This window comes from Paraburkholderia sediminicola (genome assembly GCF_046026895.1).
Taxonomy (GTDB): Bacteria; Pseudomonadota; Gammaproteobacteria; order Burkholderiales; family Burkholderiaceae; genus Paraburkholderia; species Paraburkholderia sediminicola_C.
This window is the reverse complement of the sequence record NZ_JAQQEU010000124.1, coordinates 1-13,269: the sequence shown is the minus strand read 5'-3', so window position 1 is coordinate 13,269 and position 13,269 is coordinate 1. Positions and strand designations below refer to the sequence as shown.

The following is a 13,269-nucleotide window of genomic DNA, read 5'->3' as shown; positions in this document are numbered from 1 at the left end:
TCTGGACGCGCTGCGGGCCCGTTCGCGGTAGACCCCATCAATCGCGGGTCCCGACGCAACGAAAAGCGAGCTCTGTGTCCTGGCTTACGCGGTTGCTTCAGCAGTCACAGCTTCTGGTGCGGTTGCGACAGTCATTCGTATGCAGCTCACAGACATGGCTTCGGACCCGTCGTCGTCAAGGTGGTCAGCTCATCGCGACACCGGGATCAACGAACGTCGTGACGTCTCGCTGCTTGCCGACAGCAGCGGCTAACAGCGCACCATTTACTGGCCAATGACTACCCGAGGGCTGATTACGACGGCGGGAACAGGTTGATAAATCACGGCGGGAGGCTGCGTAACGTACCCACCTTTGCACTTGCTCTTCTCTTTGTATTCGCCCTTTCCCTTCCATTTGCGTTCGACCTTACAGCCGCCGTCCCAATATTCCTCTTTGTAATCGCCACCATGTTTTTTCCAGGAGTCAGCGCGGGCGCCAAGGGACACCACTGCGAGCGGGACCGAGAGCAAGGCGCTTGCCAGCAATAGGCGGGACAGTTTCATGGCGGGTGAGGAAGCGGGTTGTAAGGTTGTGAGGGTAGCCTTTGGCCCCTCCGCCATGTGTATCAAAGAGTTACGGGCGGTAATGCTCTCAGAACATTCCATACCGCGTCCGCGACTGCTGTGGCAGGTATTGACTACGACTACGGCCCGCAGGTGCATCAACATGTCGTGACAGCCGTTGCAGACACTCCTCATTGCTGTTTGCCATACGTCTGGCAAGGCGGAAATAGAGCTTCTGCCTTCTCTGCAAGCGCCCTGGCTCAGCGACCCGCAGTAGTATCCTGCGTCCGACCGAACAAAAGCAGCGCAACAGTTATGAGGCAGAAGCAGACACCCGCATAGAAGGTGGCGGCCGCACCCAGACGGTCCCACAGAACACCTGCAATAGCGCTCGACACAAGCGTGACGACGCCACTGAGCAGATTGAAGAAGCCGAACGCGGTACCGCGCAGTTGTGCCGGCGCGGTGTGAGCGACCATTGTGGCGAGCAACCCTTGTGTCATCCCCATGTGCAGGCCCCACAGCGCCACACCCACAAGCACAACGCTCCAGTGCGTGCCATGCGCGAGCACTACATCCGACGCAATCAATATAGCGAGGCCCGCGACCAGCAACTTCGTCTGGCTCATCGTGTCGGCAAGTTTCCCGAACGGATAGGCCGACAGCGCATACACGACGTTCATCGCGACCATCACGAGGGGCACCAGCGCAATCGGCACGCCACTTCTCATGGCGCGCAACACGAGGAATGCTTCACTGAACCGGGCGAGGGCGAAAACCCCGCCTACGATGACCACCCACCAATAGCGCGTGTCAAGCTGCCTGATGCTGTCCCAGCGAATCGGATTGACCCGTTTTGCGCCCGGCTCCTGCGCGGGCTCCTCGATGCCAAATGTCAGCAGGGCGACGGCGAGCAAGCCGGGAATGACGGCGAGCCAGAACGCGAGCCGGAAGTTGTCTGCCCACACCAACATGATGACTACAGCCAGTAGTGGCCCAAGGAACGCGCCGACGGTATCCAGAGATTGACGGAGCCCGAATGCTGCGCCTCGCAGATGGGGCGGCGTGACATCAGCTACGAGCGCATCGCGCGGCGCGCCCCGGATGCCTTTGCCGACCCGGTCCATGATGCGTGCAGTGACTACGATTCCGATAGTCGGCGCCACAGCGAAAAGCGGTTTGCTTAGCGCACCCAGCCCATACCCAGCAACTGCGAGCCATTTCCGGTTGCCGAGATAATCGCTGAGGGTTCCGGAGAACACCTTGATGATGGGCGCTGTCGCCTCGGCGATGCCCTCAATGAGACCAATCGTCGTCGCACTGGCGCCGAGACTCGCCATGAGGAACATGGGCAGCAGGCTATGGATGATTTCGGATGAGACATCCATGAACAGGCTGACGCAGCCCAGCACCCAGACGCTACGCGGAATTTGCCGAAGAATATTGACTCGCTGTTCGGTCTGCATCAAGAACCCTGTTTCTAAAACACAATATAGATGGCCTGGGCGCGCCGTCGGCCTGCGCGATGAGGCAATCCACGCTGTTGGCCGCGATGCCCAACAATCTGTGATGGCAGCAACCCGGTATTGCAGCGCGATTGGCATGCATGCTCACGTTTTATCGGAAATGTTCTTTACGCTTCCGTTAAAACATCGGATGCTCTGCCGGACACAGTGCCGTTCTCAAAGCAAGGCCGCCGAGCACAACAAAGATGATAGCGGCAAGAATATGAATGGCTTTCGTCGGCAGTCGGTCAGCAAACTTATGTCCGAGGTATATGACTGGTACGTTCGCCAGCATCATGCCCAAAGTTGTTCCCGCGACTACGCCGAAGAACTCGTGAAAGCGCGCGGCCAATGCGATGGTGACGATTTGAGTCTTGTCACCCATCTCAGCGAGAAAGAACGTGAGCGCGGTTGTACCGAACACACCCATCGAGTTTTTCGTCAATACCGCGTCGGCGTCGTCCAGCTTGTCCGGAATGAGAATCCACACAGCCATCACCGCGAATGACGCGACGACCGCCCAGTTCAGGATGCCTGGGCTTAAAACACTCGCAAGCCAGGCCCCAAGCGCACCGGACGCGGCATGGTTGATGAGCGTCGCGACGAGCACACCAAGGATGATGGGAATGGGCTTGCGGTACCGCGCAGCCAGCACCAAGGATAGAAGTTGGGGTTTTGTCGCCGATTTCGGCGACGCCGACCACACTGGTTGAAACAAGGAAGGATTGCATGGGTTGTTATAACCGGGCCGCGCTGTAAGAACGCGATGACGCGCACTCCGGCGACCCGGTCAGGTCGGAATGCGAGTCATCGGTCTTGCCAGGCATCTAGCTGCGCACGCCATAGCGGGTCTTTCGACTCGCCAAGTATGTTGACGTGCGCCATCGAACATTTCGTTCGAGGCGGCTACTCCCCAATGAGCGGGTGCGCGTCTATCGCGCTGGGTGTTACAGAAACAAGTCCTCAGAATGAAGCGGCGGCGGCGTCCCCATTCGATTCAGGTGTCCTGCGTTCGGGGTTGTTCGGACGATAACACTGGAGAATCGCGCTGCAGCTTGGTCTGTCGCCGCGCCCGGTCGTTAATCACCTGATGGCGCCGGTGGTCGGTCATCTTCTTCCACCCTCGAATCTCATCGAGAGTACGAAAACACCCGACACACAATTTGGTCTTGCCATCGAAGGCACACACATCGATGCACGGCGACTTGACTGCCATGGGTCAGGCCGCCGCGTGTGAAGGTTGCACTTCCACGGTGACATGCGACAGCCCCTTGAAGCGTTCGAGCACCGCGTGATAGAAGCGCGAGTCTCGCTGCGGTTCACCTGTTGCCACCGATACCACGGCGCTCATGTGACCCGGACCCACCCGCCATACGTGCAGGTCGACGACCTTGTCGCCACGGTCCTCGATAGCATGGCGGACGTTTTCTGCCATGCGCCGGTCGGGATTCATGTCGAGCAGGATTGCACCGGTGTCCCGCATCAAGCCGTACGACCAGTTTGCAATCACCAGCGCGCCGATGACACCCGCGAGTGGGTCCATCCAGAGCCAGCCAAATGCGCGTGCCAGCAAGAGACCGATGATAGCCAGCACGGAGACAGCCGCATCGGCCATCACATGGATGTAGGCAGACCGGATATTGTGGTCGCGGGTCGCTGCATCATGCGCGTCCTCGTGATGCTCATGTTCTTCGAATTCGACTTCATGCTCGCCGTCCGGCATCCGCACGATGGCCTTGAAAGCGTGCGGCTCAGGAATGTCTTCCTTCGATTCCAGATAGCCTCCACGGTCCGCCAGCGCGAATACCTGCTGCGTCCCGTCCGGTCGTACCGTCCTAACGGACACCGTCGCGGCGTCCAGTCGCGAACCCTCTGTCGCCGGTGTAATCCGGAAAACGGGCGGCACGTCATCTTCGAAGATGGAAACGGCAAACACACCGGACGGCGCGAAAATCTTCTGCACCTCGTCTTCATGAGCATGGTCGTCATGACCATGACCATGACCGTGTCCGTGGCTATGACCATGGCTATGGCCGTGGTCGCCGCCGCTCAGCAGCCAAACGCTTGCCAGGTTAACCAGCAGGCCGACCACCGCGATAGGAATCGCTTGGCCGAAGTGAATGGGTACCGGCGACAGAAAACGTGACACCGCCTCGTAGCCAATCAGCACGGCAATCATCGCGAGCACGACGGCACTCGTGAACCCTGCGAGGTCGCCAAGTTTGCCAGTACCGAACACGAAGCGGGAGTCGGTGGCGTGCTTGCGCGCATAGGTGTAGGCAAGCGCCGCAATCAGCATCGCGCCGGCATGCGTCGACATATGCAGGCCATCGGCGATAAGCGCAAGCGAGCCGAACATACTGCCGCCAACGATTTCAATCAGCATCATCGCGCTGCACAGCGCAATCACAGCCCACGTCTTGCGTTCGTTTTTTTCATGACCGGCACCCAGAAAGATGTGGTCATGTCCTGCGCCGAATGCGGCGTCTTTGAACTCACTCATTTTTGACTCTACTTGAAATAGCTGTGAACAACTTCGATGAGCTGTTCGGTCGCGCTGTCACCGGGTTCCTCGCCGCTCTCCACATCGACAAGATGATTCCTGATGTGGTCCTCCAGCACGACGGCGAGCAGACCGTTCATCGCCCCTCGACAACTGGTGATTCGTTGCAGGACGTCTGAGCAGCCGTGCTCTTCCTCGAGCGCCCGCTCAATGGCCTCAACCTGCCCCTTGATACGGCGAACCCTGTTGAGAAGCTTCTGTTTTTCCTGAATCGTGTGACCCATCGCGCTCTCCCGATACCCCCAAGGGGTATATAATTGCTAGAAGTCTACCATAGGGGATAGGGGTATTTCTCGTTCACGCAAAGCTCCCTCGTTCGCGGATACCCCAGGATACTTCCTGAATCTGGTTATTGTTCGTAGCCCGTCAATCCATGCACGCACGCCACAACGCCGCTTTCACCGCACTTCTCGCCGCCGCGCTATTCGGCGCAACGACGCCCCTCGCCAAGACCTTGCTCGGTTCTCTCTCGCCGTTCATGGTCGCGGGTCTGTTTTATCTCGGTAGCGGCGTCGGTCTTGCCATCGGAATTCTCTTCCAGCGACTGCGCCGCACGGCCGGCGAACGAGAAAACGAAAGCCAGATTCAGCTCGCTGAGGTTCCCTGGCTTCTTGGCGCAATTGCAGCAGGCGGCGTCGCCGGACCTGCGCTGCTGATGTTCGGCCTTAACACGACACCTGCCGCAACCAGTTCCTTGCTGCTGAACCTCGAGGGCGTTTTCACCGCGGTCATTGCCTGGGTGGTATTTCGCGAAAACGTCGACCTGCAGATATTTCTCGGGATGGTCGCCATCGTGGCGGGTGGCGTGGCGCTGTCCTGGCGACCCGGCGCCGCTGGCGTGTCGGCAGGTGCGCTACTGGTCATCGCAGCTTGCGTTTGCTGGGCGGTCGACAACAACCTGACGCGCAGGGTTTCAACCAACGACGCGATGGTTATCGCGTGCCTGAAGGGACTGGTTGCGGGTTCCGTCAATCTTGGCATCGCGCTTTTTACGGGTGCGCACTTACCTGGCGTTGGCAGGATGGCGGCCGCCATGCTGACCGGCTTCGCCGGCTATGGCGTGAGCCTGGTCCTGTTCGTCGTCGCGTTACGTAATCTCGGCACAGCCCGAACCGGCGCCTATTTCTCGGTCGCACCGATATTTGGAGTGGCGCTATCGCTCATTCTCTGGCCTGAGATGCCTTCGCCGCTATTCTGGGTGGCGGCTGCACTTATGGCTCTTGGAATCTGGCTGCATATCCGTGAGAGGCATGAACACCCGCATACCCACGAGGTTCTCGACCATAACCATTCGCACCGGCACGACGACCATCATCAGCACGTACACGACTTTGCGTGGGACAGCGAGGAGCCGCACACGCATCCACATCAGCACGTGCCCATTAGCCACACCCACGCGCACTTCCCTGACATCCATCACCGGCACACGCACTGACGGTCGAACGACGATACTCTGTCTAGCTCGCACGTTCGTGCCGGGCATCAAAACTTGCTCTATCATGAAACTGCATACAGTACGGAACCGCGGACGCAAAAATGGACGGCAAAGAGCATTGGGAAGGCGTGTATCGCAACAAGGCGGCGGACGCAGTCAGTTGGTATCGTTCACACCTCGACACTTCCCTGAGGCTGATTGATGAAAACGCGCCGGACCGGAACGCAGCCATTATTGATGTGGGTGGAGGAGAATCGACGCTGGTCGATGATTTACTTCAGCGTGGATATCGAAACCTGACCGTGCTCGATATGTCCGCCGTCGCTCTCGGTACGGCGAAACAGCGTTTGGGCTCTATCGCCGAGCAGGTAACGTGGGTCGAATCCGATATTATGGTGGTCGACCTGCCTGAGCACCGATACGACGTGTGGCATGACCGCGCCGTCTTCCACTTCCTGACGGAGCAATCTCAACGAGACGCTTACACCCGCATGCTGACGAGAGCACTCAAGCCGGGTGGCCGCGTTGTAATTGCCACATTCGGACCACTGGGACCAAACAGGTGCAGCGGGCTGGATGTCAGGCGATACGACGTTCAGCTGCTCTCCGACGAGTTTGGTCCAGGTTTCGAATTGGTCACAAGCACACTCGAGGACCACCACACGCCGGCTGGCTCCAGCCAGCAGTTTCTTTACTGCTGTTTCCGGAAACTGTGACCGTCGGGTTGCCCCGACTCGGCATCGCGCGCGGCCTATGCGTGAGCCTGGTCAGGCGCAGCAGGAACCTGGCTGCTGCATCGGCGGGCACCTGTTGGTGCCGTACGAGCAGTACACGCAGCAGTCACCGGCTTTCGGTCTGAGCACAGTCTTGCAATGCTCGCATTCGAAAAACCACACACAGGCGTCGGTGGGCATCGTCTCTTCTTTCCTGTGCCCGCACGCCGGACACCTGATGCTCGAATCCAGCACGACTGCAGCCATCACGGCACCTGCTTTACGTGAGACGGATAGCCAGCATCGGCTGTGGCGTTCGTCAACGCGTCGACCGAAGCCTTCTTCGGGTCAAATACCACCTGCGCGCGCTTGCTTGCGAAGTTGACCTTGGCCGAGGTCACGCCGGGCACTTTCTCAAGTGCCTTGCGAACCGTAATCGGACACACAGCGCAATCCATGTTTGTGACGTCAAGGGTAACCATGCGAAGTCCCTCGGCCAGCGCCGTGGACGCGGTCAGCGCCATCGCGACGAACACAGCAATCAGTTTCTTCATGGCAGGTACTCAATAGAAGAGCGGCGCATAGAGGGGGAACGACATCAGGGCGAGCGCGGCCGGCATCACGACCCAGAAAATGAAGCGCTGACGATGGCGCGCCGAAGGCGCCGCGCAGGCTTCGCCCACCGTACATTTTTCGGACCTGGCGTGGAGCCTGCGGAAAGCGACCGCGAAAAAGGCGATGGATATGGCGACAAATAGGGGTTGAAACGGCCGCAGCGCGGTCAGGTGTGAGCCCCAGGCGCCGCCCAGTCCCAGCACAACGAGGAGCAAGGGCCCCGCACAGCAAGCCGATGCCCCGAGCGCGGCAGCGGCTCCTGCAAGCACGGGGCCGGTAGTTGACCAGCGAGGTCGCATGACACTTCCTTTGAGGACTGTTTGAGCTTAGTCTAGGTGCGTACCCAAGTACGGAGTCAAGCGCGCCATGCAAGAGATGACCATCGGACAGTTGGCTGAAGCGGCAGAGGTTAATGTGGAAACAGTGAGGTATTACCATCGTCGAGGGTTACTGCCGACACCACCCCGTCCCGCAGGTGGCATTCGGCGATATCCGACGGCCGTGCTGATGAGATTATGTTTCATCAAGCGGTCCCAATCGCTTGGATTTTCGCTGGATGAAGTAGAGGCGCTGTTATCCCTGCACGACGGTCAGACGTGCAATTCTGCGCGCGCAATCGCCGAACATAAGCTTGCCGACGTACGCCAGCGCATACAGGATTTATCTATGCTGGAAGCCGCATTGGCGAAGCTGGTACAACGCTGCTCGACGTCGAAAGGCAAGGTTTCGTGCCCGCTCATCGACGCACTCATGGACGGCGGCGAACGCACTCACGACAATTGATGCAATCTGCCGTATTGGTCCATTTAGTTTGTTCGTCGTGACGGACCCGCTGTGCGCAGCGGCGTATCGCTCGCGATAGCGCTCGAGGGTCGTCGCGCCTGGCGGATAGTCGTAACGGCACGACGGAGCCAGGCCCTGCCGTTCTGCCTGAAGCAGTTCTTGATACACCTGTTCTCGGGTTTTTCCGTGAATGGCCGCGTGGGGAGCGAAGTATGTCGGTGCACCGCTGTTCAACTGCTGGTTTCCGCATCCACGCCAGACCAGGTGACGACCCGATTGGAAGATGCTTGACCGCAGTCGTTTTCGGCGAACACGGGCACCGTAGCGGTGCCCAAAGCGAGAAGCGCAACGAGAAAACGAGTATTTATATTCATCGCCGTGATGTAAACCTGAGTCAGACAGTGACGACAGGTATAAGACATCCTGAAAAGCAGCCGATGAAAGGCCGGTGACCCGCGCCCCTTAATCCCTTTGAATAGATTCAAAGAAAAATGGGAGCGACCGTATAGAGTCCGACGACGAAAACGTGTCAGTGGCCGCCGCCATGCCCACCTCCACCTCCATGCCCGCCTCCATGTCCATGTCCGCCCTCGTGTCCAACTTCATGTCCGCCGTGCCAACGGTCGCCGTGCCAGTGATAGCCGCCCCAGCCACCGCAGTCGCTCCAAAAACTGCAGCTCCCGAATTCCGGCCCGTACGAGGGATAGCCGTAGACCGACTCGTATGGCTGAGCGTTTCCATATCCTGGGTGCGACGACGCACCCACCCAGGCTCGCTGCCACACCGAGCAACGCAATTAACTTACGCACGATTTTCTCCCGAATGACGCTGAGGGTAAGACATGTAGCGGGAGCGGGGAGTAACGAAAGTGGTTGCGATAGCCGTTACCATCGAAATAATGCTTGCTTCGAGTTGAATCTTCGATTTTCTCGCGCTCAATACCAAGCCTAAGGACGGCACGCCACCATGTGGCCACTTCATTCCTTTCGCCTTAACTGTGTTCGCCGAAACAGCGGGCACAGCAAAATATAGAGAGGTTTGCATGGCGTACGGATGAACGTGAAATTACAAGAAGGTCATCAACGGCACACTTAACCGGGCGCACCGCGAGGAGCAATGGTTGCGCGGACGTCCACGACACCGGTGGTGTGGGTTGCATTCGACTCCTTCCGCGCACCATCCAAGTTATCCCCAATTTTTGTTGGCAACGCTGTGGATAACTTGCTGGCATGCAGCGTAACAATTTGATGGCAAAGCAAAAGGCTCCGCTGGCTGCAATCGCAGCGGTGAGAACCTTCCGTTCGCGTACCTTGTGGTTGCGGCCACGCGCGCCACGTCTTTCCGCGTGCGCGAGCAGCGGCCGCCCCAAACCATCACTTCAAGCAGTCTGTGCAATGGCCAGTGACCGCAGCGGGCTATGCATTGACGCGCGGAAAACAGTAAAAGGCTATCTGGTCTTCTATCGACGTGCGGCAGCGTGAGCAGCATCGGCGACTGGTGCTGGTGAAAGGTCCCTCAAAAAGCAAACAGTCTCAGTGCGAGTCCGATTAAACCGCATGTCAGCACCATCGGTATTACGCCGACCTTGAACCGGAACAGTGCGATACCGGCAGCCACACCTATCAGCAGCGAGGGCCATTCGAATCCGCCTTGCATGCCATGTGGCCACAACAGTGAAGCGCGAAAAATACGGCGAGGTTCACGATGACACCGACCACGGCGGAAGTGATGGCTGTCAACGGCGCAGTAAATTTGAGATTACCGTGGGTCGTTTCAATGAAAGGACCGCCGAGCAGAATGAACAGGAAAGACGGCAGGAACGTAAAGAATGTCACGACGATGGATGCGGCGACAGCAGAGGCTAATATTGCATCCGGTCCGAACACGGCCCTGGTCCAGCCGCCAACGAACCCGACGAAGGAAACCACCATGATGAGCGGTCCAGGCGTCGTCTCTCCGAGCGCCAGGCCATCTATCATCTGCAGTCCGGTCAACCAGTGGTAGTTATCGACGGCACCCTGGTAGACATAGGGCAACACCGCATAGGCGCCCCCGAAGGTTAGCAGGGCAGCTTTCGTGAAGAACCAGGCCATTTGCGTAAGCGTGCCGGTCCAGCCGAACCTCAGCGTAAGTGTCCCGATAGCAGCGAGCCAGATGAGCAGGAAGACGGTAAGCACGGTGGCGAATCGCTTCCATGTGAAGAGCGCGTGTCGTCCTCTGGCTTAAGACGCCTTATCGTGCCTTCGGCCTGATGGGGTTCTCCTCAAAGTTGGTCGCGCGTCGCATCGACAGAGTGACCGTGGATATACAGATTCGCAATCAGGCGCAGATGACGAAACTGTAACGAGCGTGTCAGCGCGGGGTCCAGCTTGAAAGGCCAGGATAGACACATAGTCTTGCGGACTGGCGTCCCGGTGCGAACTAGCAGTGCCGCAAATACTAGGTTCTGAGCGTGTCTCAGTCTTGGCTACACGATTGCTCCCGACGCGCCTGTTCAGTCGCAAGCGCATCGGCGGCGTTTTTTCCGGACAGGAAAGGCTTCGGCGGCGAGACCGGGAGCTACGGAAGGAGGTGAGCATCATCATGCCTGGTAAATCGCGGCCCCGGAAACACACCCCTCCGGCGATGTCACCGCTACTGCGTGCGCTTACCGTTGGTAGCGCTGCGCATGGGCGCGTGACCCAAGCCATGTTTCTTCAATGCTACGCGGGTCTGGACGCTCGGCGAGGTCATGGCCCGTGATAGCAATCTACGACTGCGGGTTCGACAGCCGCTTGTTGCCGGGGAGTTGGGTCGTCTCTGCCCGACGAAATTGCGGACATCCAGCAGGCGCACGTGGCACTGATGTATATCGACGCTGCCAAGAAACAAGGCGGCGCATGACTGATGGGCGATATCGAACACACGCTTATAGGTGGCGCCCAAAACCTGAACCTTCGGACAGGGTGTTTTCACGTTCGCCCGGATAGCCGGGCACAAAGTGACTTGAAGTCGGTCATTCGGAGGTGCGCCATGACAGAAGTTTTTGAACTGCATTGCTGGTTGGCAAAGCTCTACGGGCATACTGTTGTTGACAGTGCTGCCATGCTCGAACGCGATTGGGCCGAGGCCAACCCGCGCGCGGACGACCAGGAAGACCGGTCCGCGCCAACAGTCCAAATCATCGAGGTCATGAACGACAGGATGATTATCGTCGCATGGCAGGACCCAACCGGCGGCCGGTATGGCGACCAGACGTGGACCCGTATGCTCGCGCGACGAGATACCGCGTGCGCACTGACCGGGCTCTCAGTTAAGAGGGGCGATGCAGTATTCCATCCAAAGAGTCTCCGCGAGCGGCGCCCCGCGAACGCGGAGAGCGTCATCCTCGCAGGCGAAGTGGAGCGCAGGTTTCAAAGCGCTTCATTTCCCGACAGCGGCATCTGCAACGGCGACGGCTCAATGTCGCTACCGGCGAACTCCGGCGTGTAGTTGAAGAGGTAGAAGCCGTATGTCGGGTCGAGCGTCACCGAGCCGATATGTGTCTGCCACAGATGCACTTCGGCCACGCCGACGTGCGTGAAGGGCTTCTTCGCAATGCTTTGGTGGCGTCAGGGTCATCACTTCGGGCGGCACGTATCTTCACAGTCGGTGTTGTCCTTAATGATTTTGGAAGCGACGTCAGGCGGCTCTAGTTGCCGCGTGACGGCTAACCCGAACAGCCACAAAGAAGGCAATTGCCGACAGCAACGAGACGAGAAACACCGTCCAATCGACAGCCACATAGCAATCCGTGAAGCTCCAGATGCTGGCTGCGGCAATCGGCGCCGTTCCTTTGGCGACATTCGAGGCAACTGAGAGCATCCCGCTGACCGCGTCTTATCTTCGAGGCGGTCAATGCCATAACTGAACATTGCGTGGCACGTCGCAACATGTGCGTTACCACCGGTTACAGAAGAGCACATCCAGTTTCACACGACCGTCGCTCACGCGCATATGCTTCTGGTCCCAGTCTGTCTCGATGCACCGAATCTCGCTGCATCGAACTGGCGAAGTGAGCAGGAAGTAAATCATGAAACGCTCAATCTCATTGCTTCTGGTGGCAGTCACTCCCTCTTCTGCTAGGGTTTCGGCGCACGCCAGCGGTAGCGTCTACCTTGGTGTTCCACTGCCCATGTATGGCGCACCATCGTCGCGACGCCATGGCGACTGACGGGTGACTGCCGCTTGCCGCCTGAGCGAGGATGGCGACACGTGGTGCGACCAGGACAGCAGGAAGCTGCCGACAAACATTTGGCTAAAAGCATCACCGCATCGAGACCGGCTTGGGTAGTCCAGCGTACCAACCGCGCTTCGAAGCGCGCGATTGAATTTTACTGCGAGCGATGATGAGCGACATGCGACGACTTGCGGCGGCCGCAGCCCTGTTGGTACTTCTGTCTGCCCGTAGTGTCGGTGCGACGCCTGCAACAGCGGCGACATACGACTTTGGCGCCATGGACGAAAAGACGTGTGCTGCGTTCCGGCGCGATGCGGTCCCACAGAGCATCAATACAGCAGAATTCATCGACGCCCATATCGAGCCCGTTTCTGCCGCAGAAGACGTCTATCTGGCTGCAGAGAATTCCGCATTTAGACTGTCTCCGAATCCCAGTCGCTTTTCGTTACTCGCTTCACGGCCAGCTTTCAGCGCGTGGCAGTTGCATACCTCACTCAAGTCCCTTGTGCAGTCGCTGAAAGCGATTGACGTGGTGCCGCCAGGAGAAAGCCTGGAGGCTCATCGGGCGAAAAGCGCGACCTTCGCACTGCTCGCAGTGGAACAAATAACCGCGATGTACGATGCGTACGCGCGCTATGACAGCGCGCGCAAACCGCCTTTCATGACTGAAGCAACAGTGGAGACCGCCTCGGTGTCCCTCGCGAACATGGGGCCGGCTCTCGCGTTGTTTGTGAGCTGCACGGTCGATGCAATGAAGAAATCGAGTCAGTCAGCGTTAGGCATTAGCTGCGGAAAAATGTTTTGACGATGGGATGCAGGCCCATTGCAAGGCTGCTTGCCGTCGCGCACGCTACATAGCGGTTCGCCGATGCGAAATCGGTCATACGTTAAAATGTATTCGCATTGCAGTGATT

General features: G+C 58.5%; 13 protein-coding genes, 3 pseudogenes and 1 riboswitch. Of the genes and pseudogenes, 5 read left to right on the top strand and 11 right to left on the bottom strand.

Going from position 1 to position 13,269, the window contains the following annotated elements; genetic code table 11:
• Positions 1 to 264: 264 nt before the first annotated feature.
• The 6 genes and pseudogenes from PQR02_RS37990 to PQR02_RS37965 all read right to left on the bottom strand — a co-directional run bounded on the left by PQR02_RS37990 (position 265) and on the right by PQR02_RS37965 (position 4,835).
• A complete protein-coding gene (locus tag PQR02_RS37990; protein ID WP_408242976.1) occupies positions 265 to 543 on the bottom strand; it encodes a hypothetical protein in 279 nt (92 codons plus the stop codon).
• 260 nt (positions 544 to 803) lie between these two features.
• Positions 804 to 2,009 carry an MFS transporter gene (locus PQR02_RS37985; RefSeq protein ID WP_408242975.1) on the bottom strand — a complete coding sequence of 402 codons (1,206 nt, stop codon included), beginning with the start codon at positions 2,007 to 2,009 and terminating at the stop codon, positions 804 to 806.
• A 178-nt stretch (positions 2,010 to 2,187) separates the two neighbouring features.
• Positions 2,188 to 2,779 (bottom strand): annotated as a pseudogene (locus tag PQR02_RS37980) (TMEM165/GDT1 family protein).
• Positions 2,780 to 2,787: 8 nt separating this feature from the next.
• A riboswitch (yybP-ykoY riboswitch) is annotated at positions 2,788 to 2,975 on the bottom strand.
• A gap of 70 nt (positions 2,976 to 3,045) precedes the next feature.
• Positions 3,046 to 3,264: a DUF1289 domain-containing protein gene (locus tag PQR02_RS37975; RefSeq protein ID WP_408242974.1), complete on the bottom strand. Its 219-nt coding sequence runs from the start codon at positions 3,262 to 3,264 to the stop codon at positions 3,046 to 3,048.
• 3 nt (positions 3,265 to 3,267) lie between these two features.
• Complete coding sequence (gene dmeF / locus PQR02_RS37970) at positions 3,268 to 4,551, bottom strand: CDF family Co(II)/Ni(II) efflux transporter DmeF (protein ID WP_408242973.1); 1,284 nt, start codon at positions 4,549 to 4,551, stop codon at positions 3,268 to 3,270.
• Positions 4,552 to 4,559: 8 nt separating this feature from the next.
• Entirely contained in the window at positions 4,560 to 4,835 is a 276-nt protein-coding gene (locus PQR02_RS37965; protein WP_408242972.1) for a metal/formaldehyde-sensitive transcriptional repressor, read from the bottom strand.
• Between the two features lie 149 nt (positions 4,836 to 4,984).
• Between PQR02_RS37965 and PQR02_RS37960 the strand changes: the two genes are divergently transcribed.
• Positions 4,985 to 6,046 (top strand): DMT family transporter, encoded by a 1,062-nt coding sequence (locus PQR02_RS37960; protein WP_408242971.1) that lies wholly within the window; start codon positions 4,985 to 4,987, stop codon positions 6,044 to 6,046.
• 101 nt (positions 6,047 to 6,147) lie between these two features.
• Entirely contained in the window at positions 6,148 to 6,762 is a 615-nt protein-coding gene (locus tag PQR02_RS37955) for a class I SAM-dependent methyltransferase (RefSeq protein ID WP_408242970.1), read from the top strand.
• A 51-nt stretch (positions 6,763 to 6,813) separates the two neighbouring features.
• Here the strand turns inward: PQR02_RS37955 and PQR02_RS37950 are convergent, their stop codons facing one another.
• From PQR02_RS37950 to PQR02_RS37940, 3 genes are read right to left on the bottom strand one after another with little or no spacing between them, the layout of a single operon-like run.
• Positions 6,814 to 7,026 (bottom strand): GDCCVxC domain-containing (seleno)protein, encoded by a 213-nt coding sequence (locus PQR02_RS37950; RefSeq protein ID WP_408242969.1) that lies wholly within the window; start codon positions 7,024 to 7,026, stop codon positions 6,814 to 6,816.
• Positions 7,026 to 7,313 (bottom strand): mercury resistance system periplasmic binding protein MerP, encoded by a 288-nt coding sequence (gene merP, locus PQR02_RS37945; RefSeq protein ID WP_408242968.1) that lies wholly within the window; start codon positions 7,311 to 7,313, stop codon positions 7,026 to 7,028. The genes PQR02_RS37950 and merP overlap by 1 nt, the downstream gene beginning before the upstream one ends.
• Positions 7,314 to 7,322: 9 nt before the next feature.
• Complete coding sequence (locus PQR02_RS37940; RefSeq protein WP_408242967.1) at positions 7,323 to 7,673, bottom strand: mercuric transporter MerT family protein; 351 nt, start codon at positions 7,671 to 7,673, stop codon at positions 7,323 to 7,325.
• Between the two features lie 67 nt (positions 7,674 to 7,740).
• Here PQR02_RS37940 and merR point away from each other — a divergent pair, with 67 nt between their 5' ends.
• The gene (gene merR, locus PQR02_RS37935) at positions 7,741 to 8,157 is read left to right on the top strand and encodes a mercury resistance transcriptional regulator MerR (protein WP_408242966.1); all 417 of its coding nucleotides are present in this window, start codon (positions 7,741 to 7,743) and stop codon (positions 8,155 to 8,157) included.
• 1,515 nt (positions 8,158 to 9,672) lie between these two features.
• Here merR and PQR02_RS37925 read toward each other — a convergent pair.
• Positions 9,673 to 10,367 (bottom strand): annotated as a pseudogene (locus PQR02_RS37925) (chromate transporter); the annotation flags it as partial.
• A 676-nt stretch (positions 10,368 to 11,043) separates the two neighbouring features.
• On the opposite strand from PQR02_RS37925, the pseudogene PQR02_RS37920 reads away from it, so the two are divergent.
• A pseudogene (locus tag PQR02_RS37920) lies at positions 11,044 to 11,529 on the top strand (DUF3331 domain-containing protein); the annotation flags it as partial.
• Positions 11,530 to 11,549: 20 nt separating this feature from the next.
• Here PQR02_RS37920 and PQR02_RS37915 read toward each other — a convergent pair.
• Positions 11,550 to 11,666 (bottom strand): hypothetical protein, encoded by a 117-nt coding sequence (locus tag PQR02_RS37915; RefSeq protein ID WP_408242977.1) that lies wholly within the window; start codon positions 11,664 to 11,666, stop codon positions 11,550 to 11,552.
• Positions 11,667 to 12,632: 966 nt separating this feature from the next.
• Between PQR02_RS37915 and PQR02_RS37910 the strand changes: the two genes are divergently transcribed.
• The gene (locus PQR02_RS37910) at positions 12,633 to 13,160 is read left to right on the top strand and encodes a hypothetical protein (RefSeq protein ID WP_408242965.1); all 528 of its coding nucleotides are present in this window, start codon (positions 12,633 to 12,635) and stop codon (positions 13,158 to 13,160) included.
• Positions 13,161 to 13,269 lie beyond the last annotated feature (109 nt).